The sequence below is a fragment of the Aureispira sp. CCB-QB1 genome (assembly GCF_000724545.1).
GTDB lineage: Bacteria > Bacteroidota > Bacteroidia > Chitinophagales > Saprospiraceae > Aureispira.
This window is the reverse complement of the sequence record NZ_JHBV01000043.1, coordinates 1-22,968: the sequence shown is the minus strand read 5'-3', so window position 1 is coordinate 22,968 and position 22,968 is coordinate 1. Positions and strand designations below refer to the sequence as shown.

Sequence of the window (22,968 nt, the reverse complement as noted above, 5' to 3'; positions counted from 1 at the left end):
TTCATAAAAATCAATCAATGCAACTAGAATTTAAAGTAGATAAAATTGTCCAATATTTAGAACAATACAAAGATCGATTACCTAGTTTGTACCAGTGGAAATCAAAAAGTGAAAAGTTAGTTGATTTAAAGGTGATCTCTTCAAAGGAATTAAAGGAAGTAAATGCGATCAAAAACCTTTATGAGAAAGAGCTTTTTTTAAAACCAAAAATCCAACAAGCTCTTTCTTCTTCTGTACTTAAAAATCAAGCTTTGTTCGATGAAATTTGCCTTTGGATTATCAAAGAATGGGGAGGTATAAGAGGAGCAAAAGACTCGGATACGTTGCAACTACTAGAAATATATAAAAACAACTCTACTCCTTCATTTCATAGAATTGCAAGTTCCTCTAAGGTTGGCTCATTCATGTTTCCCGAAAAGTATATTATTTATGATTCAAGAGTAGCATATGCCCTAAATTGGATTCTCTTATCTGAAAATGCTAGCAATAAATTTTTCCCTATTCCAGAAGGAAGAAATTCTAAAATGTTAGCTTTTGATATGAATGTATTAATTCGCTTAAAGAACATTGAAAAATATCAAGAAAATCAATTAAGTGATTTAGATAACCGACAGTATATAAACAAGAGAGATAAAGATTGTTTTATAGCAAAAGAATCGGCTTATGAAGTGCTAAATAAATTAGTAATACAAATTCATCAACAGCTTTGGAAAGGAGATAAAGAGAAAACAAAAAAGCTATACTTCACAGAAATGTTACTCTTCTCGATTGCTGATAAAGAAATTTACAGTGATATAACTAAAAGGGTTACGCTTGGTATTACTCCAAATCATACACTATAATTGTTAGTAACAATACTGCCAACTAGCAATAAAAAACATGAGTGATCCTTTAAGTGGGATGACTCATGTTTCTATTAAATCTATAATGTTGTGTTTTATCAAAATTCAACAATCGCATTGGGAAACATAGCTCTAGCTTCTTCAACTTGAGCTTCGGTCAAAGGATTATCTGACAAATACAACTCTTGTAGATTGCCAAAGTGCGACAAGACAGCTGGCAAACTTGTAAAATTATTATTCCGCAAATCTAAAAAGCGCAAATTTTCTAATTGAGCCAAATCATCAGGCAAACTAGACAACTGATTATCAGAAACATCCAAATCTTCTAAATGAGTCAAGGCACAAATTCCTGAAGGCAATGTTCTAAATCTATTTTCTTCTAAATTTAACCATACTAGCAAAGGCAACGCTCCAATTTCTTCTGGTAGTTCTGACAATTCGTTAAAACTCAAATCTAGTCGTTCTAAACTTTCCAATTGCCCAATTTCTTTATCTATCGTTGTCAATTGGTTGGAATTAAGATACAGCTCTTTTAAGTCATATAAGTTATAAAGAGCGGGGTGAATGTGCGTGATTTCATTTTCTTTACAATCCAACCAAGTCAGCTTGCTTAATGCCCCTAGTGCTTCTGGTAATTCTTTGATCTTATTTTCTGACAAATCCAACCATTCTAGTGCTTGTAAATTTGATATGTCCTCTGGAATATTGACCAAACCTGTTGTTGTTAAATCTAGTTCTTGAAGTTGTGTTAACTTAGCAACAACCGAAACCCATCCCCCAAAGTTATTGTGTTCTAAATTCAAACGAGTTAATGCTTGGAGATTTTTCATTGATTCAGGAAGCGTCGTTAATTCGTTGCTTCTTAAATCCAACCATTCGACACCTACTAAATTACCAATTGACTCTGGAATAGCTTTTAACTTATTTTCAGATAAATCCAACCACTCCAAGTTGATTAAATTACCGATTGACTCTGGCAGTTCTTCAGCCTCAATCCCCGTCAAGTCCAATTCTCTCAGTTTAATTAATTGGCAAATAGATTCAGGTAGTTTACCAAAGGGATTTTCTTCCAAATCTAGCCATTCTAACTCTTGTAATTGAGCTATCTCCTCAGGCAAATCCGTCAATTGATTATCTGATAAATCGAGCCATTCTAACGCCTTTAATTCGCAAATAGAAGCAGGCAAAGCTTCTAACTCATTAATTTCTAGATTGAGTTTCTTCAGCTTTTTTAACTGCCCAAAAGAGCTCGGCAAAGCACGTAATTTGTTATTTTTTAAATCTAACCAATCCAAAGCGGTTAAATCTCCAAAATTACTAGGTAATTCCTCAAAATCGTTTGCAGATAAATCCAACCATCTCAACTCTGACAAGTTCGACATTAGTACGGGCAAATTTGCTAAATAATTATCAGACAAATCTAGCCAATGCAAGCTACGAATTTCTGTAATTTCATCTGGCAAATTCATTAAATTATTGCGCTCTAGATTCAGTCGTTCCAATCCTTTCACTTGGTTTAGTCCAGACGGAACAGCGCTTAAATTTTTTCCACTCCAATCTACTTCTATTACTTGTTCTTCTTCTAAGTATATTTTTAATTGTTCCTCTACATTCATTGTTATATGCTTATGCTGATTGTATCCTATTCTGACTTGAAATTTAATCTAAATCAAAATAAATATTTGTATGGGGTAATAATTCTATAATCGTTTCTTTTTCTTCCTCTCTAAAATAATTGCCTTCTAAATACAACTCTTCTAAAACATTTGCCAACAATCCCAACTCCATAGGTAATTCGGTCAATTGATTATTTCTCAAATCCAACCAACGGAGTTTTTCTAAACTTACAATCAAATCAGGAACATTGCTAATTTCATTATCTGACAAGTCCAATTCTTTGATTCGATGCAAACTAAAAACCTCTCTAGGAATAGTAGACAAAGCATTTCCTTCTAAATTGAGTCGTTCCAAGCGTTGTAGCTGTGTAAAATTGGCAGGCAAATCTTCCAATTCGTTATAGCTAAGATCTAATTTCTTAAGTTTAACCAACTCCCCTATTTCTGTCCCTAATTCTAAGAATAAATTATACTCTAAGTGCAGTTCTTTTAGGCTCGTTAAGCGAGCAAATCCTGTTGGCAAATTATCCAATTGATTTTCTCTCAAATCTAAGATTTCCAACTTAGGCAACTCTCCTATTTGTTCTGGTAATTCTTCCAAAAAGTTTTCTGACAAGTCCAAGCGTTTTAAGTTGGTCAACTTACAGATAGAATAAGGCAATTGCTTTAGTTCTATTCCTGTTAAATCTAAGTCTTTCAAATTAGATAATTCGCAGATCACTAAGGGCAAATGCTCTAATGGATTCAACTCGATATTGAGTACTTCTAGATTTTTTAATGCTCCAAAACTTTTAGGCAAATACTCCAACTGATTCTCACTAACATCAAACTGAGTCAAAGATTCGAGTGCTCCAAAGCTTTCTGGCAAAGCCTCTAAATAATTAGAGGATGCATTTAGATATTTTAAGTTTTTTAAACGTCCAATCTCTTCAGGCAAGGCAACCAATTGGGTGGCAATTACATCGAGTCGTTGCAATTTGCTCAATAAGCCAATTGTCTTAGGCAAGCGTGTTAGTGGATTCCCTTCAATATTAAGCTCCATTAAGCCTGAAAGTTGTTCCAAAACAGTTTCTAAATTTTGAATTTTATTGTGGCTAATATCCAAATAAATTAACTCCTTGCAAGTTCCAATATTAGAAGTTAAGGTTTTAAAGTTATTAATAGACAAATCTAGCCATTTTAGCCCTGCTAAATTTCCAAAATTATCCGATAACGAATGAATTCGAGTATCTGACAAATCAAGGACTTCTAATTGAGATAGTTGTCCTATCACCTCTGGTATTATTTTTAGTGGGTTGCTCTCTAATTTAAATGAACGTAGTTTCTTTAAATTAGCTAATTCAAGTGGTAAAGTTGTTAGTTTATTTTGTTGTAAACCTAATATTTCCAGCTCTGACAATTCGCATAAAGCCAAGGACAAAAACTGCAATTCATTGCTAGAGCAGTTGAAAGAACGTAAGGCTTTGAGTTGAGCAATTTTTTCTGGTATTTCAGCTATAAAATTATGCTCTACATTGAGTTCTTGCAAAGAGATTAGGCTACACAAATCGTCGCACAATTCGCTCAACGCATTGCCAGATAAATCTAGCGCCCCCAAGTTTTCGGTTTCCAAAACTTGAGCGGGCAACTGCTCCAACGACTGGTCACTCAAATCTAAGTTATTAAGTGTTGCATTTGTTCTCGTATCCAGTATCTTCTCTATTGTCTTATTAATATCCATCTACACACGAATTAAGGCGTTTCTTTTCGCTACAAAATAGTTCTTGATTTTTCTTGGATGGCATCCAAGCATTCAACTTATTTTTCACGTTCCTAAATTAACAAAGTTTTCTTGATTCTCACAACAAAACTCTCAAGGGATAAATGTATTAGTGAAAAATAATTTTGGTTTGAATATTCTGTTTACGAACATCCTTGAATGCAATATTTAAATAATAAACCCCAGCAGGCAAATTTTGACGCGACAGACTCCAATTGGTCGTTACTATATCACTTTGTTCAAACACTTTTTGTCCTACACTATTATATAATAAGACAGCGTACGCTCCTTTATCCTCCTCCAATGCTATGTTAATATATTGAGTAGCGGGGTTTGGATACACCAACACCTTGCTCCCTTCTGTGGCAATAGACAACTTAGAGGTTGTTATTGGGCACAAGATTTCGTGTAAAAACATCGCTATTCCAGTAAAAACAGAATCTTGCCATTGTGGATTATTTACATAGCTAACATGTCCATTGCTATTGGGAATTGTAATCAATACATTGGGAATACCCAAAGCAGTTGCGGTGTCGGCAATTACTTGGCTTCCTTCTAAATAAGAAATGGGGAAACCTGCAATGGTAGAATACCCTTGCCCGTACGGTACAATATCATCGTTATCATCGTGCACACTAAATACAGGAACGTCATTCATATCCACCCAAGAAGCATTCCCCAATGCTCCCGATAAGTTTAAAACACCTTGCACTTCTGATGAATATTGCGTATTTGTTGTTGTGTTTCCTTCAAAACCACCGTTATTATGAATTGCTGTTAGAATATGAGGTGGAATATTATCAGTAGTATCTAAATAAGCAGTGTGCAACGCCATAATAGCCCCTGCCGATCCTCCTCCTACAAAAATTGCGTTCGTATCAATATTGTATAAATTAGCCGTAGCGGCATCCTCTCTAAAATAACGTATAGAAGCCTTCATATCTCCAATCGCTTTCACCACCACATCAGCAAAGACAACCGAATCAGGAAAAGGGACAAAAGGACCATCGTACAATCTATAATCGATAGTTGCTGTTACATAGCCATGCTGTGCATAGTAATGACAAAGCGGTGCCATATCTGTTCGTTCTCCCAAAATAAAACTTCCACCAAAAGCCAATATTATCAATGGTCGTTTGCTGACTGTATCAGTTGCAGGTTGATAAACATCCATATACAAACTATCTACATTACCTTGATAAGTCGTATTGACACCAAAGAGCAGGTTAAATGTAGTATCTATATCTGTAAAAATAGTATCCAAATAACGAGAATTGTTGCAAGTAGGATGCTGTGCTTGACTTCCTTGAGTAATCAAGAGGACAAACAATAAGTAGCAATGTTTTATCATTGGCTAGACTAGTTTAAATAAAAAAATGTCCTGTCTAAAAAAAGACAGAACATTAAGATACAATTTATTTTTGAAAATCGTTCGATAAAATCACATTGCCACCACAAGCATCTGGCAAACAAGTATTCTAAGAAAAACTAACGAAAAATCACTTTGGATTGTATTGGTGCTATTTTAGCATCTTCAAACTGAATATTAACATAATAAACACCTGTTGCAAAATTCTCTTTGGCTAAGATATAACGATTGGTAAACACTGCTTTCTCTTCAAAAACTTGTCTCCCCATATTATCATACAAAGTAATTGTATAACTAGATGGTACGTTATCAAATGCGATTATCATATCAATGTCGGCAGGGTTCGGATAAAAATTAGCCGCAATAAACTCCTTTGACAATTCTTTGGTACTAGAAATCAATGGACAAATAACATAATCGTGCAAAAATTCTGACGATGTATTCAAAACTGTATCTTGCCATTGTGCAGCATTATTACCAAAGTAGCTCACATGTCCATTACTATTAGGCAATGTAATTAAAAAATTGTCCACCCCTACGGCAGTTGCTTGCGGATGCATTACCCCACTTCCTTCCACATAAATAATTGGAATACCAAATACTCGAGCATCATCTCCATTATAAGGAACCGTTCCATCGTTGTCGTCGTGTGCCGAAAAGATAGGTACGCTACCCGCGCCAATATAATCCGCATCCCTCAATGCTCCAGAAAAGTTGACAACCCCTTGTACTTCGGAACTATACACCCCTACATTGTTACTACTATTACCTTCAAAACCTCCATTGTTGTTAATTGCTGTCATTTCATTTGGTGCCAAATTATCTGTTGAATCTACATAAGCGGTATGGGCAGCTGTAATGCCACCAGCCGAAATTCCACCTACAAAAATCATATTTGGATCAATTTTATACTTGTTGTCAGTAGCAGCATCTTCTCTCAAAAAACGAACAGCAGCTTTCATATCTCCTACTGCTTTGATGACAACATCTGTCATATCAGCAGAATCTGGAAATGGGAAAAAAGGACCATCATACAATCTGTAATCAATAGTGACTGCTACAAAACCACGTTGAGCATAATATCGACAAAGATCATCTAAGGCTTGTCGTTGACCACTAATAAAAGAACCTCCAAAAGCCAAAACAATAGCAGGACGCATTGTTGCAGCATCTCCCATTGGCTCATAAATATCCATGTAGAGGTCTTGATTATTCCCCGCAAACGTGGTATTATTTCCATATAAAACATCGGCGGTAGTATCGACGGCAGTAAAGACTTCGCTTACATAGCGGGTCCCGTCACAAGTAGGATGATTTTGCGCTGAAAGGCTGATAAACACTCCTAATAGAAGCGATAATGTAAAAGTGATTTTTTGCATGTTTTTCGTTTTTCGATTTTAACTTTTTGGTTAATACTTATAGCCAATTTACAAAAAAATAATCATTTTTTAACCTCCTTGTCTAGAAGAACCAATACTTTATCGAAGAAATAGTAAAAAAAATAATTTAACGTTTATCAAAAGGAACTCTTTTCAATCATTTTTTTTTATTGAAGTGTTTGAAGCCTCGTAATTATCTTCTTAGTATTTATTGTTAATACTTCGTGAGCGCTGCGCTTTTAGTTAGCTTTGTTACTCCCTACGGTCGTGAGCTCGCACAGCTCGATTCGCTGCTACTGCGTGGTTTCAACAGAGTAATGCATTGTGGCTTATTCTTTGTTAAAAAATCCATATTGTCAAATTAAAAAAATCACCGTGTAGGATGGCTATTTCAATTACCCCATAACTGTCATTTTACAGCATATTCCTTTCTAACCATTTTATCAATTTATTCTCCCAATGGCACTCATTAATTTAAAGCAAATAAAAAAAGTTATCAATTACTTATGGATTAGCACGGTTCTGTTTGTTTTAATTTATGTCCTTCTTCACCCTACTGCATTTAATGCGGAGCAGTTGTCCTCCTTTTTAAGAAAATTTGACCACTGGGTTTGGTTGGTATATATCATTATCTCTTTTTTGAGAGGGATTTTTTTATTTCCAAGCACCCCTTTTGTCTTTGCAGGAGCTATTTTATTTCCAGATAAATTAATCTTGGTAGGGATCGTATCAATTCTAGGAATCTTGTTCTCTGCTACGCTACTGTACTATTTTGCAGATGCCATTGGATTCGGAGACTACTTGTCTCAAAAGTATCCTCAAAAAATTGAAAAGGCACGTATTCAGCTAAACAAACCTCAAGGGAAATGGCTTGTTGCGGCATGGGCTTGGTTTCCGTTTGTACCGACAGATATTATTTGTTATGTGGCAGGGTTGGTAAAAATGAAATATCCTATTATGATAACTGGCATCTTTTTAGGAGAGACTATATTGGTAAGTCTTTATTTGTATCTTGGGAAAGATATTTTGAGCTTTTTATAAAGCAGTTTTTACAATTCTTTATTCAATATTGTCTAAATCGTCACATTACAAAAACAATACTTTTATGCGTTATCTATTGCTTATCTTATGTTTTGCTCTTGCAAATTTTAGCTATGCTCAAAAGAGCTTTAAAAAGATTGTAGAAGAAAATAAATTTGTCACTTTAGGAGGAGAAGAGAAATCGTTTACAGAAATTTTTAAAGCCAATAAAGGAAAAGTTATCTACATTGACTTTTGGGCCAGTTGGTGTGGTCCTTGTCGGCAAGAAATGCCCGCCTCTCTAAAGTTACATCAAAACTTACAAGGCGAAGACATTGTTTTTGTTTACATTTCGATTGACAAAAATGAAGCTGCGTGGAAAAAAAGCATGGAAAACCTAAAAATTCAAACAAAAGGGCAACACTATCGTAGAAATCAAGATGAAATGATTGAATTTTTAAAATTTTTCTATATTTATTCTATCCCACATTACATGATTATTGGCAAAGATGGGCAAATTGTCAACAACGATGCGTTGCCTCCTAGCAACGCAAAATTGGAGCGCCAGTTGCGTAAGTTATTAAAAGCAAAAGTCAAATAATGCCGTTTGCGGTACTTGTCTGTTTTATTGGCTTTGCAAGACCTCCCGTTTGGGCTCAATATAGTTCAAAAATAAATCCAAAGCTTGGCGTTTTTGGGAGGTTAATTTATAATCAATGTATTTGTAATAATAATCATGCACATTGAAATTAAGGTAGCTAGATTGGAACAACTGTGCCACTTGATGTCGTTTTTGAATCCCCTCCTGTAATGCCTTGTTAAATTGTTTGAGAAAAGAAGTTGGCAATTCGACATTACTAACCCAAGCCGCAAACACAAAAGGCAAATCGGTATGTTTCTTCCAAATTTCTCCCAAATCGTAAACATAAGGATACACCACCTCCATATCTATGGTGCGGTCTCCTATAATTAAAGCAGCAGTCTTATGCTTAATCTTACTTTCAAAACCTGCCTTGGCATTGATAAATTGTGGGTTGATTTTCCAGTAATTAGCTACTAAATAACGCGTCAATGCAACAGAGGTTCTAGACTGATAATCTAGGTACAAATGGGTAATTTCTTCAATTGGGCAGTTCGAATAAATACAAACCGTTTTCACAGCACCTTCCGTTCCAATACAAAAATCAGAAATAATATGTGGTGTTTGGAGTTGAGGAATAACAGCAACAGGAATTAATCCCAGATCGACTTCGCCTGCAATAAGCTTACGGGCACATTCAGAGGGGATATCTAAACTTAAATCAATTGATTGCTCTAATCCAGATTGGAACAAACCATACAAAAATGGCTTTGTATTGAGATAAGAAACGGCGGAAATTTTAAGTGGCTGCTTCAAGTTATTTATTGTTTAAATGAGAAATGTCGTCTTGTAATTTTAAGTGGAAATTGGTGCCATCATAATGAAACAAACAAAGACCTGTATTTTTGTGTTTGTATTTAGGCATATAGGATAATGGTTGTCCTTGCAAAATAGCCATTAAGTAAGCCATGCATCCTCCATGAGTACAAACGAGTACTTTTTGATCGTTTAGCGTTCTTAAGTAATTCATAAACCCTGTCAATCGTAACCCCATATCTGCCGCACTATCTCCTCCTACCAAACTCTTTTGATAGTCGCCTTCTGCCCATGCTTGCAGCAGCCCCAAATAAGCTTCATGCATGGCTTTATCAGCCTTCTTGCCTTCCCACTCTCCCCATCCGATTTCATCTAAATCGCTACGGCGTTCTGTTGGAATACCCAATGCTTCAAATGGGCGAGCCGTTTCTTGTGTTCGTTTCAAAGTAGAGGTAATCAATCGGTCAAATGCCACGTCTTTGTATACCTCAAAAAAGGCTTGTGCTTGTGCCGCTCCTGTTTCATTCAAAGAAGAATCGACCCCTCGCCCTTGAATAATGCCTTGAGTATTGTACAAGGTTTGACCATGTCTATATAAGTAAATTTCCATAAGGGTGTAAGACTTGCATAGCTTCGATAACCGTAATATCTATTCAATACTAACTGTTAGAGTATTTTGATATGTTTGAATTTACAATTAAATAAGTCGACATCAATACAGAAAGTACTGTTATCAAAGCGTCAAGATTATTTTTGTATTACTGGTAATTCTAAAAAGCCAACTAAACTATCTTCATCTTTACTAAAATCATAGTCCATGTAGTCTTGTATGACATTATAAACAGTATCCCTTTCTATCGGATGTCTGTCAACTGCTTTTATAAGTTCTACCAATTGCTGCGTATTTAAACTAGGAGATTGTTCTTCCGACCCTGCCATTGAATAGATCTTAGTGGTATCATCAATTGTTCCATCAATATCATTCACACCAAAAGCCAAAGATAGCTGAGCGGTAGTACGTCCAATCATTGGCCAGTACGCTTTTACATGATCAAAGTTATCCAAATAAATTCTACCTATAGCATAGTTTCTCAAATCTTCTACAGCAGACACTTCTTCCAAATGCGACAGCTCGTTGTTTTTATTTCTAAATTTGAGAGGAATAAACGTTTGAAATCCTCCTGTTTCGTCTTGCAACGCTCTTAATCTTGCCATATGGTCCACTCGATGCTTGTATTCCTCTATGTGTCCGTACAACATCGTTGCATTAGAGTGTTTGCCTAAATTGTGAAGTATTTTGTGAATTTCCAACCATTGATCGGCATCACATTTTCCACGGGCAATTTGTTCTCGAATCTCTGGATCAAATATTTCTGCTCCTCCACCTGGCATCGAGTCCAAACCAGCTTCTACCATCGCTTTCATTCCTTCTTCGTACGACACCTTTGCCTTCTTAAAAACATAGTGATACTCTACAGGAGTCAAGCCCTTGATGTGCAATTCTGGACGATGTTCTTTGATCGCCTTGAATAATTGGAGGTAAAAATTGTAATCGTATTGTGGCAGCACCCCTCCTACAATGTGCACCTCTGTCACAGGCTTATCATCATATTTTTTGACGATATCCAACATCTCATCGTGTGTCAACTCCCAACCTTCCGAACGTTTTTTTATCAATCTTGAATACGAACAAAAAGTGCAGGTGTACACACAAACATTGGTAGGCTCCATGTGAAAGTTTCGATTGAAATAAGTCTTATCACCATGCTTTCTTTCTCGTATATAATTGGCTAAAACACCTAAATATCCCAATGGAGCTTTTTCATACAAATACAGAGCATCCTCATCAGATACTCGCTCTTGATTACTTACCTTTTGCGCTATTTTTTGTAATTCTTTGTCCAATGTTTCATCTTGGAGCAGAACATTTATATTTTTGTCCATCTATTATTTTTTTAGGTTACTATGCCTGTTTATTTTAAGAAGCGTTGCATTTGTGTTGTCAATTGATTATGCTTGAGCAACTCACAAAGATCGATGAATTTGCTACTACTCCGTTAATCTTTTTTGTAATTAAATTAGCGTTTGGGAGTAGGTTTGTAGCAAACCATTGCTTAACAAATGTACAAATAATTTGGCTTAGTCGAAATATAAATTTTAAAACTTTCAGAAAAAAGTGAAAGTTCTATCCATCTATGAATAAGATAACACCAGAATCCATTCAAAAGTTTGAATTTTACTCCATTTTTATCAATAATATTTTTTTACTAATTGGCGTTTCTTTACTGGGATGGACCTTGTTTGAAACGTTATTCTTGGTTTGGCTAGAATTAATCTCCGCCATAGTTGTTTTAATTTATCTAAAAATCATTATTCCCCTAAAATATGGACGTCCAGGCTATCAACACCTCCCCGAATTTCGCACTCCTGCGTTAAAAGTCATAGGGATTTCTATTTACACGCTAATTTTGCACTATTTCGCCTTAATTTTTATCATCCGCTTAGGACAAGTAGATACATGGGATACCTCATCAGGTGTACTCCAGACCTTAGCTCAGATGCCACTGCAATTATGGAATAGTAGTTTGTTATTATTAACTGTTGTGTTTTTGTTGGCCTATCTACTTCCCCCCTTTATATTAGAACGCAGAGGGATTCGTCCTTCTATTGAAACGATGCCTTTACAAACAAAAATCATGATTCACCCTAGCCAATTTATAGCACACTATCTTTGGTTTTTACTACTTTGGGCAGCCCATCATTTTTTGAGCATCAGTAGCCCTATTTTGCTAATGACCATTCTTATGGTTGTTAAATCGATCTATGAAACGCTACTCTTTTATCGAATCAAATCAACATTTTTTATCTGATAAATAAAGGATATCGCATAACAGAGACAAACACGATTCTCCTATTATCAGTCAAGATTAGGCAAAAAAAAAAGCGCATTATCTCAACGCTAAGCAACATTGAGATAATGCACCGTAAGTCTACTTAAGAGTAAGACTAAATTTCTATATCAAAATTATTATCTTCATTATTATTCGAATCTAGGAACTCCAAGTCATCCTGATTGTCCATATATTTATCTCTTACTTTTGTTTTTAGATTACCATCATCATCAAAATCATCATCGTCAGCAATAATATTCTTAGCTTTTGCTGGAGACATTTTAATCAAATAATATTTATCTTCTGTTTCAAAAGGAAGTCCTTTTTGTCTAATTCCCTTTGCGTCTGAAAAAGACACCAAATGGCGTGCAAAACCTCTAGGATAAGTCAATTTAACTTGCTCCAAAAGTTCCTCTGATAAGTTTTCGTAACTCTTAATTACTTTAGGCTTGTTCATCGCTTCTCAGCTTTTTAAATAGTAATATTCAAATACGTGTTTCTAAGATCACTAATATAAATCTATTTCAAAATATAAAGCAAGTATTTAATTCAATTTTTTAAAATTTTGCCCTCAATTGTACTTTTATCTCAGACCGTGTGCGTCCCTCTATTTCATTCAATCCTGAGCTAATAACGTCTCTATCTGTGAAGTAGGTTTGAGAGAAGCGAAACCAAACGCTAAAATTGCGATTAATTCGATAACTCAAATTAAAATAATATCTCAAACCTCTGCCTGAATAAGCGGGTACAGAAAAGGCATATAGAACATCATTCTCATAAGCATAAATACGAGTATCATAATTATCGGTATCAAAAAATGCCAACCGAACTTGTGCTTTTAGCGGAATAACCTTAGGTTTAAACACCAAATCCTGATAAATCATAAATCCTTTATTAAATTCTTGGTTTTGGTAGAACGAGAATTCAATTCGAGAGCGCAAAGCAAATTGACTAGAAACATTATAGCTGAAATGAAATCTTAGATTTTGCTTATCGTGATTGATAATCTGATCAATATTCGTCACATTATCTGACAAGTTTCGCCCTTTGCGTTCAAAACGATATTGAGCATACATTGTAACAAAATAATTGGGTGAATATTCTAGCTTGCTAAACACCTCATATCCCCTTGTTGGGGCATCTATTTGATAACGCAACCAAGGGAATTGAAAAACATCAAAGTAAGTACTCAGTTTAATCCCTGCTCCTAAGCGTGTTTCTACCCCCAAATACAAGCCCGATTCGTTGCTAGCATTCGTCCCTTCTGCAAAAGCATTGCCATTAAGGGTGTAATAAGATTTATCATAATAACGATACAACGCTGCTAAACTTACTCTTGGGTCTAGATCTATTAACAAAGCATTCACCGTTGCTAAACCTTCTAATCTATTAGCAGGTTTAAGGAAAGCAATTAAACCCTCATGTAAAGGCTTTTTAGATATATCATCTAACATTGCTTGACCTCCTATCCCATTGATTGCTGTTTCTCCAAAAAACTGCAAATTTCTATACCTAAATGAATAATCCAAACTAGCATTAAAACTTTGTCGCCCTGCAAAATTAAACTGCTGATACAAAGCAGGATTTTCACGTTTTAGTTCATTGGTTAAATAATTGTGGACAAAATTTCCTGCCACATGCCAACTTCTACCACGATAACCAATTCTAGCCCCTGAAGTAACAATTCCAATGGAATTTTCATCCTCAACTTCTCTTTCTGTTCTATGGAAACCAATATCTTGTAAAGAACTAACCGCAAAATCCAAGTCTCCTATCAAAGAATCTATAATGGGGTTTAAGTTGGCATCTCGTTGGCGATACGATCCAAAAACCGTCACTTCTAAATTCTTGTTCTTTAAAAACTGGAAATGCCCAGCAGCCCCCCTCATAAACAACGCCTCGTTGACCGAGGTGTAAGGTCGTATGGGCAACGAAATACGTTTGACATTCAACACTTGAGCTCCTTTTCGAATACCAAAGCCTCCCCAAATAGTTAATCCTTGCCCAAAGTATACTTGAAAATCTCCCAAAGCAATACTGTGAACATGCTTAGAAACCTTCTTCAGATAAAAGTGACCAGAATAGTAGTCAAAGCCTTGAGGATTTGATCCAGTAAAAAATTCTTCTCCAGCATCTTTTTCCATCGTAACTCCAAAACTCATTCTATCTTTATAAGTCATTCTATATCTAAAATAAAACTTATCAGGTGACCCCAAGTAACGCGTTCCTGTTTCTCCTGGCTCTAAAGGTTTGTATCCTTTTTGTTGTTCTAAGATTCGTTGATAACGAGCAAAAATTTGATGTCTACTATATTTCAACATCCTTCCAAAATTCATTTTTTCTTGCTCTTTAGTTGCCGATACAGTTATATAAGGAGTCAATCGAACAATTGTTTTCACATCAAAAGTCGGCACACCTTGTAGTTCGTATAAAGAGTAAATTTGCCCAAAGCGTTTGCGGTACAACAATAAGGCTTGTATTTGAATTGCAGAGAACAATCCAAAAGCCGTCAATTCTTGTTCTGTTGCATTGTTAATATCTAGAGGATCTCGTTCATAAGCTTCTAGATATTCAAACTGAGTTCCAAAATCAAAATTTTCACCATCACTATCTTCTACCAAGTTTTCAATCAAAAACTGTGTTCCATTGCTAACTTCGTTTTCATCTGCTTTTTCCTTTTTCGCTTTTTGAGCTAGGAGAACATTAGAAAAAGTAATGAATAGTATTAATAAGAATATTGCTCGCATAGTTGGTTCGTTTAGTGTGCTTCAGGAGTTTTTGAAATCGCTTTTTCGCCTACAATATAGCTAACCGATAAACTAGGAGTAACTCCTAAAATAGTATGATAACTAGTAGCGATATCTATTTTAAGTCCTCGCATATTTAATCCCAAACCAAAACTAGCCATCACTGGAGTCGTAGATACACCTGCTCGAATGTATAAAATGTGAATAGGATGATACTCGATCCCAAAACGACCATTAAACGGATTATCCAAATCTTTTTCGATTTCTGCTGTTAGTCTCAATTGATTAGATGGCAGGTAAGCAACTCCCAATTTGAATAAAGATGGTAGGACATCTCCATTCGGCAATTGAACTTGAACAGGGCTAAATGTATGGGCAGCAATATGGAATTGCTTGCTTACCTTAGCCAAAATTCCTAATTCGAAGGTAAAAGAGTGTGCCGTACCATATTCTCCTATCCTAGTTCCCAAATAATTAAATTGAGCTCCAATAGACATACGCTTGAACAATTTTCGAGCATAAGAAAGACCTATTTTTTGCTCGTTGTATTTGCCATATCCAAAATAATGCACACTTAACCCTATTGTGCCGATTGATTTATGGGGGTACGCTACTCCAAACAAAAAAGAATTCAACCCATCTGCCACCAAAAATCGTCGTTCACCATAAGCTGTAAATGACAAATGTTCCAAATATCCCAAACCTGCTTGATTGGTAAAAATGCTATTGATGTCTGTAAAAGTTAAACTAGCATTCCCCATAGCAGCTCCTCTAGCTCCCGCATTTTGTGGAATTCCGTTTTGAGCAAAAACGGCAAGATAAAAACAGTTTAAGAAAAATGTTAGTATTATTTTTTTCATACTAAATGGTTTATAGTAGCGTATTCTGCTAATCATTTTAGCAGTGTATTAAATTTGATAAAGTAGCTTCCCGTAATCCAACAATAAGCTCTACAACAACATCAACATCTGCAACAACGGAATTTATAAATCACAAAAATTATTATCTCTATACTTGTTAATAAATGTGTAATTGTAATTAACAATAATATTCCATTGGTTTAGAGTATTGTTAAGCTATATTTTTGGCAAAATGATCTGTACAAAATGAGGAATCTAAAGCAGGTATCCAAGCTATTGATGTTTATTTTTTTGTAATTTTCTTGTAAGGATACTTGTTCAATCTTCTTTTTACATAGAAATATTTCGCAAATGTATTATTTTAGCAGAACATTCAATTGACAGTTCTTTCCAAAGCGTCACCCACTAAGAACGGCAATGAAAAATTTAAAAACAACTTTTTTAAATTTAATAAAATTTTAACTTCTTCCTTAAAAGTTGCTAAATGGTATTAAATTTGGCTACATTTTTATAAATAAGTAGTATTTTCTAGGCATCTTTTATTTTTCTAGCGCACAACTTTGAACACAATTTTTGTTTCGCCGTTAGTAAAGTATGCCAATAAAACAAAGTAACAACTTCGGGTATTTTCCCAAATGACTACCACCAAAAAAATAGGTGTTATGTTATTATACAAACTTTATATTTTCAGAACGTAGGCAATTAGAGCCTTTTAAACTATTTTCAAATGAACAATGGTAACAAAATGATTTCAGACAAAAAAATGATTGAAATCTACGAAGACATGGGCGATGAACATATTCTAACCTCTTTAGATACTCCTATGCGGGAGGGAGCCTTTGATCTTTCGGATGATGAAAAAATTGAAAAAATCCAAGAACACTTCTATGAAATCATGGATATACTTGGACTAGATTTAACTGACGATAGTTTAAAAGGGACACCTTATCGTGTTGCAAAAATGTATGTAAAGGAAATTTTTAGTGGTCTCAATCCTGCCAACAAACCGAAGATAGCTCTCTTTGATAATAAGTATCAATACAAAGGGATGTTGGTCGAAAAAAATATTCTTTTACAATCTACTTGTGAACATCATTTTTTGCCGATCTATGGCAAAGCCCATGTAGCTTATATTGCTAATGGAAATGTCATTGGTCTTTCAAAAATCAACAGAATAGTACAGCATTATGCCAAACGTCCTCAGGTTCAAGAGCGCTTGAGTATGCAAATCCTAGAAGATCTAAAAACGGCTTTAGGGACAGAAGATGTAGCAGTTTATGTCGATGCCAAACATATGTGTGTCTCTTCACGAGGTATTAAAGATATTTCTAGCAGCACTGTCACAACAGCTTATAGTGGCAAATTTAATGAAGAAGCTACTCGAAAAGAGTTTTTAGCAGCTATCCACAGCCAACAAGATTATTAAAAACTGTTTGACAAGACCTACAGCATGGAAAAAATCATAGATTCTCAATATTAAAAGAGAGAGAGGCTCCACAAGAGCAGATTTAGTAAAACAAGCAGAGCTTATCTCTTAAGGTTTCTTTAGGACTTTTGTTCTTTAAATTAGAATAGGAAGCGTGGCTTTTCTTTAAAAGAAAAGCCACGTTTCCTATTTACCCCCCTCTTATATCTGTCAATCAACCAGATAGCAATCCCATCAACAACTTACAGAACAGCCTCTAATTAATATAAATTAAAAACATAAAATATATACATAATATAAAAAACACTAAGGTACAATTCCTAAATTGAAATATTTTTTTTCATATTTTAAATCTTTTTTTCTACAAAAATTCCAATAAAACCACTTAAAAATCTATTTATTTTACTAACTTAACAGTAACCAATATTTAATGCCGCAAAACTCAAATATAACCAAACTTTATTTCATTCGGATTGTTTTCCAAATAGGAAACAAATAAGTTTTTATTGCGTATATTAAAAACTGAATGCCAATTACTTAGAAACTGGCACGATATTCACCTTACTATGAATGATAAGTTACCTCACTAGTTGAGTAACCAATACGATACAACCTAGCAAATATGAAAAATTCCCTACTCACTAACTTTTTATTTTCTTTTTTACTTTTTTTATTTATAGTTTCTTGCAACGATCATAAAAACAATGAAACTTTCGGAACGAGTATCTTGGATACCATGTCAAATGAAAAAATAGGCCATAGCACTCGTGCGTTTGTAGAAGAAAAAGAAGAAACTATGGTAAGTTTTACGGTGATCTACAACGGTGATCTTACCAAAATGACTACAGATGAGAACAGTGCATTCAAAAAATTGATTGAAAATTATAACTTAGAAATACAAAAACCTTTTGAAATTGATGAGGAAAACAAAGGAATTGTCTTAGTTCCTCAAGCGCCACTAACCGCTCCTATCAAAGTAGGAAAAGAAATATCACTAGTAGATGAAGTTTTGATGGTGGAAGTTGACAATGTAACAAAAGAAAAAGACGAAAAAGATCCTTCTTAAAAATACATTAATAGTAAACCTTAGAATATGGGAGCTGCCTGACATAAATCAGGCAGCTATTTTTTTAACTATACTTTTTTATGAACGATTACTTATTACATTACTCCGTTGAAAAATCGTATTAGTTTGATTATCAGCAAGATGTATCTTTGTTGGCTTTTATACTAAAAGATTGATAATCAAACTAATGCAAGATGCTTTTTTACGTTTTTCGTAAGAAAACTAAAAAATCAACGGAGTATTATTATTATAAATAATCATCAAAAAAAATTCTATAAACCACGCAGTAGCAGCGATTATTTTTTTAATACATTTGCATGCTATCTACGCGCCAAATACTGGTGAATAGACGCAAAATCTAAACGCCCCATACCTGCCATTTTAGCTTCTGCAAAAAGTTCCTTTGCTAAATTTGCTAAATACAGTGGCTGTTCTTGTTCATAGGCTGTTATTGCCGCCAAATGCAAATCTTTATGCATCCACTCTAATGGAAACTGCACCTCGTAATCTGATGTTCGAATCATTTCTGCTTTGAATTTTGTAAAAGGTGCCGTAACTACTAAATTTGGAAGTGTATCCAATAAAAATTCCTTAGACAAACCTAATTTCTCCCCTAATAAAACTGCTTCTGAAAAAATTAACATAGATTGAGCAAGCAATATATTCACTAACATTTTAAATGCTGCTCCTTTGGTCGTTTTGCTCAAATGCAAGACTTTCTTTCCCATCATATCTAAATAGGGTCGAATACGTGCCAATACAACTTTTTCTGCTCCAATAAAAAAAACTAATTCGGCATTTTCAGCTTGCGGCTTCGTTCCCGCTACAGGCGCATCTACAAAAACTTGCCCCGAACGGCTAGCCGCTTTACTGGCGAGGTCACTAAAAGATGGATTGACTGTTGAACAATCTACCCATAAAGCATTTTTTTTCATCATTGACAACAACCCTTCTTGTCCCAAGAATAATGCTTCCACAACTTCTGGTGTTGACAACATACTAAACACCAAGTCAGCATCTTTAACGGCTTCCTGAGCCGAGGCAGCAACAATAGCCCCTTTTTTTTCTAGTGCATTCATGCTTGCCGCAGACCTATTCCAGACCGTTAACTCAACTTGATGCTTTATTAAATTAGCTGCCATCCGACTCCCCATAATTCCTAATCCAATAAACGTAACTTTCATACTTGTTATTTTTACAGTGAACTGCCTACAAAAAACTGTTTATCAATTCGCTAAAAAGCATTTCAAAACAATCAATTGTAGACTCTTATTTTAAAGAACAAGACCAAGATACTTGCCTTTTATCAATTAAAATATCCGATAAAAAGCAGAAATAACAGATTTGCATCAAAATGATTTATCAATAGTTAGCTGCGCTGCTACTAATTTATAGCAAGAAGTTTTTATTCTTAGAAAGACTATATTGCTTAGGAGATAAACCAAACCTTCCTTTAAACTCTTTGATAAAATAAGATATATTCTCATATCCCGTTGCCGCCCCCAACTCCGTTACACTAACCTCTCTTTCATTTAATATAGATAGAGCCTTGTCTAGTCGCTTGTTTTTAATCCATTTTTGAGGTGTACAACCAAAAGAAGCTTTAAAATCTCTTCTAAATGTACTTAAACTTCTCCCCGTTAGATAAGCGTAATCCGCAACTTTTAGAGGCTTACTAAAGTTAGCTTCCATAAAGCTTTTGATGTGGCGTTTCTTTGGAAGTGTTAAACGAAATAAGAAACTAGCAAGTTCTTGCTCTGCTCCTAAGGCATCTAACAAATGCAACATTTCTAGTATTTTTAAATGTAGAAAATGCTTATCTTTTAAATGTGGATTGCTGTAGATGGTAATAAGGGAATCTGCAAATGATTGTAATGTAGTTTCTATCTTAAACTTTAAATAGTTGGGGATATTTTCTTTAGTAGTTTTTGTACTTTTAGCTACAGACAAAAAATCTTGAATGAGTAAATCATCAAAATAAAAAAGTAAACTTTTGAACATTTCTTTTTGAGGTAACAAATCGGATATGACATACATTCCTCTAGGAATAAAGAGCATCTCTCCTGCTTTGGCAACTAATAACTGCCCATCATAATTTCTAATATGCTGCTCCCCTGACAAAACCATCGAAATGACGTGATTAGAAATATAGCCTTCTCGACGGAGCACAGGACGGTTTAACGCTTTACTTAAAATGCAAACATTTCCATCCTTCAAAATAATTTGCACTCCCTCTGATTTGAATAATCGCTGTGGTATTAATATCATTTCTCGTTTTGTCCAATAGTCTATTAGAATTCGTAGCTCGTTGTGCTGCTGCTATGTAGTTTCAGCAAACTACTCTATTATTCAAATAACAATTTAAGGTTGTTTTCATCTAAAAAATAGCACTAAAACACCAAAAATCGAATATTTACGTCAAAAAAACAATACATCACCTAGAGATACCCTTGTTGAGAAATTCTTGCAAATAGAATAAAAAATGGATTTAAGTCTCTATTTGACCTTAAATCCATTGCCATCCAGTAATGCTCTCTAATTTAATCTTTTAGTTGTTCTATTTCTTCCAATACTTTTTCAGCCTCCGCATTTTTTTGAGTACTTGCTGCCCTATCTATATGCGAAAGTCGAAAAGATTCTTCCATCAACTTTTTGTATTTTGCTTCTAGGATTTCCTTTTTTGTTTTTTTCTTAAACCAACCAAACATAAATATCTTTTTTTAACAGTTAAATGCATCATAACAATAGTTAGCTGCGCTGCTACTACGTGGTCGTTGAAACCACGCAGTGACAGCGCAGCTAACTAAAAGAACTACTATCATAAATTATACGATTAGCAATTATAGTAGTATTAAAAACACGGTTACAATTCCTATTTTATTCCTTGCTTGTAAGTTTCTAAGGCACGCTCTCGAGCCATTTTGTGCTCTACCATTGGTTCAGGATATGTCTCTGTGTTGTATTCTGGAACCCATTTTTTAACGTACGCTTCCTTTTTATCAAATTTAGTAAATTGAGTAATTGGATTAAAAATTCTAAAATAAGGGGCTGCATCACATCCTGTTCCCGCTGCCCACTGCCAGTTTCCATTATTGGCAGACAAATCATAATCCAACAACTTTTTGGCAAAATAAGCCTCTCCCCAACGCCAATCGATCAACAAATGTTTGCATAAGAAGCCAGCAACAATCATCCGAACTCGATTGTGCATATAGCCTGTTTTGTTCAGTTGGCGCATTCCTGCATCAACCATTGGATAGCCTGTTTTTCCTTCGCACCATAACTGAAACTCTTTTTCATTATTCCGCCAAGCAATATCATCGTACTTTGCTCTAAAATTATGCTTGACTACTTTCGGAAAATGATATAAAATTTGCATAAAAAATTCTCGCCAAATCAATTCGCTCAAAAAAGTTTCATCGCTTGGTTTTAATGTTGCAATTATTTGACGAACACTTACCGTCCCAAAACGTAGGTGAGGGCTTAAATAACTGGTTGCATCTTCACTAGGAAAGTCTCTAAGTTCTTTATAATGCTGCAACTCTGACAAATCATAAGGCTTGACTTCAATTGAAGAACGTCTAAAATCAATGTCCGCCAGATTAGGAAAATCAAAACTTGTTTGATAAAATTGCTTGTAATCTTGAATTGCTTTGGGTTGAATAGACGCTCGATCAAAATGCTCCAACCACTTATTCTTATAAGGAGTATAAACAACATAAGGATCTCCGTCATCTTTTAAAATATCCTTCTCTTCAAAAATAACTTGATCCTTAATTCGGTGCAACGCTATTCCCTCCTTTTCCAACAAATCGGACACTTCTTTATCTCTAATTCTAGCATAAGGCTCGTAATCTTTATTGGTATAAGCCACGGTAATATCAAACTCTTGCAATAAGTCTTTCCAAACATCCACTGGCTTTCCCTTTCGACACAACAAAGAGGCCCCCTGCTCTTTGAGTCTATCATCCATATCTTTTAAGGAATCATAAATAAATGTCAGTCGAGCATCGTCCCTTGGCAACTCCTTCAGTATATTATTATCAAAAATAAACAAAGGCAATACAGGATACTCATCCTCTAAAGCTGCCAACAATCCCAAATTATCTTCTAATCTTAAATCTCTCCGAAACCAAAATATACTTACCTTCATATCTTTGTTTTAATACTCATTTTGATGTGTTTGATTTTAAAACAAAAATGCAAGAATTGGGTTTAAAGAATTTTAAGATTTATACCTATACATGTATTTAAATTTTAAATTTTTTCCTTAAGAAAAGTGATCAACTCTTGATTACCAATAGACCTATAAAAGAACTCAAAATTGTACTCATTTCCTGTCCTGTCTTAATTGCCGTATAAACATTAGACATTATCACGAATTAATTTGTATGGCTAAAAACTAGCATTTTCCAATTTCTCTGCGTTGAAAAAAGACTCAAAGACCTACGGGTATTCTCGTTTTTTTCGCCTTGATAAATTGGAAAATCAGTATTTTTATTTCTCATAAAACCAATTCGTGATGAACTGTGTATATATGCAAACAAAAAAGTGATTAATTTACATTAAATTTTAAATAATACTGGTTATCAGAAGT

The 22,968-nt window shown here is 34.7% G+C and carries 20 protein-coding genes; 6 read left to right on the top strand and 14 right to left on the bottom strand.

Translation table 11 applies throughout. The features are described from left to right. Window positions 1–17: 17 nt before the first annotated feature. On the top strand, window positions 18–842 hold the full coding sequence (locus tag CG11_RS23225; RefSeq protein ID WP_052599251.1) for a hypothetical protein: 825 nt from the start codon (window positions 18–20) through the stop codon (window positions 840–842). Window positions 843–940: 98 nt separating this feature from the next. On the opposite strand, the gene CG11_RS23220 is transcribed toward CG11_RS23225, so the two are convergent. The 4 genes from CG11_RS23220 to CG11_RS23205 form a co-directional block, all read right to left on the bottom strand. Further along, complete coding sequence (locus CG11_RS23220; RefSeq protein WP_052599250.1) at window positions 941–2,458, bottom strand: leucine-rich repeat domain-containing protein; 1,518 nt, start codon at window positions 2,456–2,458, stop codon at window positions 941–943. A gap of 43 nt (window positions 2,459–2,501) precedes the next feature. Beyond that, entirely contained in the window at window positions 2,502–4,178 is a 1,677-nt protein-coding gene (locus CG11_RS23215) for a leucine-rich repeat domain-containing protein (RefSeq protein WP_052599249.1), read from the bottom strand. Window positions 4,179–4,326: 148 nt separating this feature from the next. Beyond that, window positions 4,327–5,568, bottom strand: coding sequence for a T9SS type A sorting domain-containing protein (locus CG11_RS23210; RefSeq protein WP_052599248.1), 1,242 nt, complete (start codon window positions 5,566–5,568; stop codon window positions 4,327–4,329). A gap of 137 nt (window positions 5,569–5,705) precedes the next feature. After that, window positions 5,706–6,965, bottom strand: a complete 1,260-nt coding sequence (locus CG11_RS23205) for an alpha/beta hydrolase fold domain-containing protein (protein WP_052599247.1) — start codon at window positions 6,963–6,965, stop codon at window positions 5,706–5,708. Between the two features lie 459 nt (window positions 6,966–7,424). On the opposite strand from CG11_RS23205, the gene CG11_RS23200 reads away from it, so the two are divergent. Beyond that, window positions 7,425–8,006, top strand: coding sequence for a TVP38/TMEM64 family protein (locus CG11_RS23200; RefSeq protein ID WP_052599246.1), 582 nt, complete (start codon window positions 7,425–7,427; stop codon window positions 8,004–8,006). Between the two features lie 64 nt (window positions 8,007–8,070). Next, entirely contained in the window at window positions 8,071–8,586 is a 516-nt protein-coding gene (locus CG11_RS23195; protein ID WP_052599245.1) for a thioredoxin family protein, read from the top strand. 24 nt (window positions 8,587–8,610) lie between these two features. Here CG11_RS23195 and CG11_RS23190 read toward each other — a convergent pair whose 3' ends face one another. The 3 genes from CG11_RS23190 to mqnE form a co-directional block, all read right to left on the bottom strand. Next, window positions 8,611–9,381, bottom strand: coding sequence for a menaquinone biosynthetic enzyme MqnA/MqnD family protein (locus CG11_RS23190; RefSeq protein ID WP_052599244.1), 771 nt, complete (start codon window positions 9,379–9,381; stop codon window positions 8,611–8,613). A 1-nt stretch (window position 9,382) separates the two neighbouring features. Beyond that, complete coding sequence (locus CG11_RS23185; RefSeq protein ID WP_052599243.1) at window positions 9,383–9,991, bottom strand: histidine phosphatase family protein; 609 nt, start codon at window positions 9,989–9,991, stop codon at window positions 9,383–9,385. A 137-nt stretch (window positions 9,992–10,128) separates the two neighbouring features. Continuing rightward, a complete protein-coding gene (gene mqnE / locus CG11_RS23180) occupies window positions 10,129–11,325 on the bottom strand; it encodes an aminofutalosine synthase MqnE (RefSeq protein WP_052599242.1) in 1,197 nt (398 codons plus the stop codon). 251 nt (window positions 11,326–11,576) lie between these two features. Between mqnE and CG11_RS23175 the strand changes: the two genes are divergently transcribed. Further along, entirely contained in the window at window positions 11,577–12,251 is a 675-nt protein-coding gene (locus CG11_RS23175; protein WP_052599241.1) for a hypothetical protein, read from the top strand. Between the two features lie 136 nt (window positions 12,252–12,387). On the opposite strand, the gene CG11_RS23170 is transcribed toward CG11_RS23175, so the two are convergent. The 3 genes from CG11_RS23170 to CG11_RS23160 form a co-directional block, all read right to left on the bottom strand. Continuing rightward, a complete protein-coding gene (locus CG11_RS23170) occupies window positions 12,388–12,729 on the bottom strand; it encodes a hypothetical protein (RefSeq protein WP_052599240.1) in 342 nt (113 codons plus the stop codon). Between the two features lie 100 nt (window positions 12,730–12,829). Next, window positions 12,830–15,019 carry a helix-hairpin-helix domain-containing protein gene (locus CG11_RS23165; RefSeq protein ID WP_081909632.1) on the bottom strand — a complete coding sequence of 730 codons (2,190 nt, stop codon included), beginning with the start codon at window positions 15,017–15,019 and terminating at the stop codon, window positions 12,830–12,832. 11 nt (window positions 15,020–15,030) lie between these two features. Continuing rightward, window positions 15,031–15,879 carry a hypothetical protein gene (locus CG11_RS23160; RefSeq protein ID WP_052599239.1) on the bottom strand — a complete coding sequence of 283 codons (849 nt, stop codon included), beginning with the start codon at window positions 15,877–15,879 and terminating at the stop codon, window positions 15,031–15,033. A gap of 727 nt (window positions 15,880–16,606) precedes the next feature. Here CG11_RS23160 and folE point away from each other — a divergent pair. After that, entirely contained in the window at window positions 16,607–17,305 is a 699-nt protein-coding gene (gene folE, locus CG11_RS23155) for a GTP cyclohydrolase I FolE (RefSeq protein WP_052599238.1), read from the top strand. Between the two features lie 622 nt (window positions 17,306–17,927). Next, a complete protein-coding gene (locus tag CG11_RS23150; RefSeq protein ID WP_052599237.1) occupies window positions 17,928–18,371 on the top strand; it encodes a hypothetical protein in 444 nt (147 codons plus the stop codon). A 320-nt stretch (window positions 18,372–18,691) separates the two neighbouring features. On the opposite strand, the gene CG11_RS23145 is transcribed toward CG11_RS23150, so the two are convergent. The 4 genes from CG11_RS23145 to CG11_RS23130 form a co-directional block, all read right to left on the bottom strand. Next, a complete protein-coding gene (locus CG11_RS23145; protein ID WP_255351973.1) occupies window positions 18,692–19,564 on the bottom strand; it encodes an NAD(P)-dependent oxidoreductase in 873 nt (290 codons plus the stop codon). Between the two features lie 196 nt (window positions 19,565–19,760). After that, the gene (locus CG11_RS23140; RefSeq protein ID WP_052599235.1) at window positions 19,761–20,639 is read right to left on the bottom strand and encodes an AraC family transcriptional regulator; all 879 of its coding nucleotides are present in this window, start codon (window positions 20,637–20,639) and stop codon (window positions 19,761–19,763) included. A gap of 272 nt (window positions 20,640–20,911) precedes the next feature. After that, window positions 20,912–21,079, bottom strand: coding sequence for a Lacal_2735 family protein (locus CG11_RS30235; RefSeq protein WP_052599234.1), 168 nt, complete (start codon window positions 21,077–21,079; stop codon window positions 20,912–20,914). 164 nt (window positions 21,080–21,243) lie between these two features. Beyond that, on the bottom strand, window positions 21,244–22,524 hold the full coding sequence (locus CG11_RS23130) for a deoxyribodipyrimidine photo-lyase (RefSeq protein ID WP_052599233.1): 1,281 nt from the start codon (window positions 22,522–22,524) through the stop codon (window positions 21,244–21,246). Window positions 22,525–22,968 lie beyond the last annotated feature (444 nt).

Bases quoted from the DNA above. Each gene is read 5' to 3' on its own strand.
- CG11_RS23225 (WP_052599251.1), top strand. From the start codon at position 18: ATGCAACTAGAATTTAAAGTAGATAAAATTGTCCAATATTTAGAACAA.
- CG11_RS23220 (WP_052599250.1), bottom strand. From the start codon at position 2,458: ATGAATGTAGAGGAACAATTAAAAATATACTTAGAAGAAGAACAAGTA.
- CG11_RS23215 (WP_052599249.1), bottom strand. From the start codon at position 4,178: ATGGATATTAATAAGACAATAGAGAAGATACTGGATACGAGAACAAAT.
- CG11_RS23210 (WP_052599248.1), bottom strand. From the start codon at position 5,568: ATGATAAAACATTGCTACTTATTGTTTGTCCTCTTGATTACTCAAGGA.
- CG11_RS23205 (WP_052599247.1), bottom strand. From the start codon at position 6,965: ATGCAAAAAATCACTTTTACATTATCGCTTCTATTAGGAGTGTTTATC.
- CG11_RS23200 (WP_052599246.1), top strand. From the start codon at position 7,425: ATGGCACTCATTAATTTAAAGCAAATAAAAAAAGTTATCAATTACTTA.
- CG11_RS23195 (WP_052599245.1), top strand. From the start codon at position 8,071: ATGCGTTATCTATTGCTTATCTTATGTTTTGCTCTTGCAAATTTTAGC.
- CG11_RS23185 (WP_052599243.1), bottom strand. From the start codon at position 9,991: ATGGAAATTTACTTATATAGACATGGTCAAACCTTGTACAATACTCAA.
- mqnE (WP_052599242.1), bottom strand. From the start codon at position 11,325: ATGGACAAAAATATAAATGTTCTGCTCCAAGATGAAACATTGGACAAA.
- CG11_RS23175 (WP_052599241.1), top strand. From the start codon at position 11,577: ATGAATAAGATAACACCAGAATCCATTCAAAAGTTTGAATTTTACTCC.
- CG11_RS23170 (WP_052599240.1), bottom strand. From the start codon at position 12,729: ATGAACAAGCCTAAAGTAATTAAGAGTTACGAAAACTTATCAGAGGAA.
- CG11_RS23165 (WP_081909632.1), bottom strand. From the start codon at position 15,019: ATGCGAGCAATATTCTTATTAATACTATTCATTACTTTTTCTAATGTT.
- CG11_RS23160 (WP_052599239.1), bottom strand. From the start codon at position 15,879: ATGAAAAAAATAATACTAACATTTTTCTTAAACTGTTTTTATCTTGCC.
- folE (WP_052599238.1), top strand. From the start codon at position 16,607: ATGAACAATGGTAACAAAATGATTTCAGACAAAAAAATGATTGAAATC.
- CG11_RS23150 (WP_052599237.1), top strand. From the start codon at position 17,928: ATGAAAAATTCCCTACTCACTAACTTTTTATTTTCTTTTTTACTTTTT.
- CG11_RS23140 (WP_052599235.1), bottom strand. From the start codon at position 20,639: ATGATATTAATACCACAGCGATTATTCAAATCAGAGGGAGTGCAAATT.
- CG11_RS30235 (WP_052599234.1), bottom strand. From the start codon at position 21,079: ATGTTTGGTTGGTTTAAGAAAAAAACAAAAAAGGAAATCCTAGAAGCA.
- CG11_RS23130 (WP_052599233.1), bottom strand. From the start codon at position 22,524: ATGAAGGTAAGTATATTTTGGTTTCGGAGAGATTTAAGATTAGAAGAT.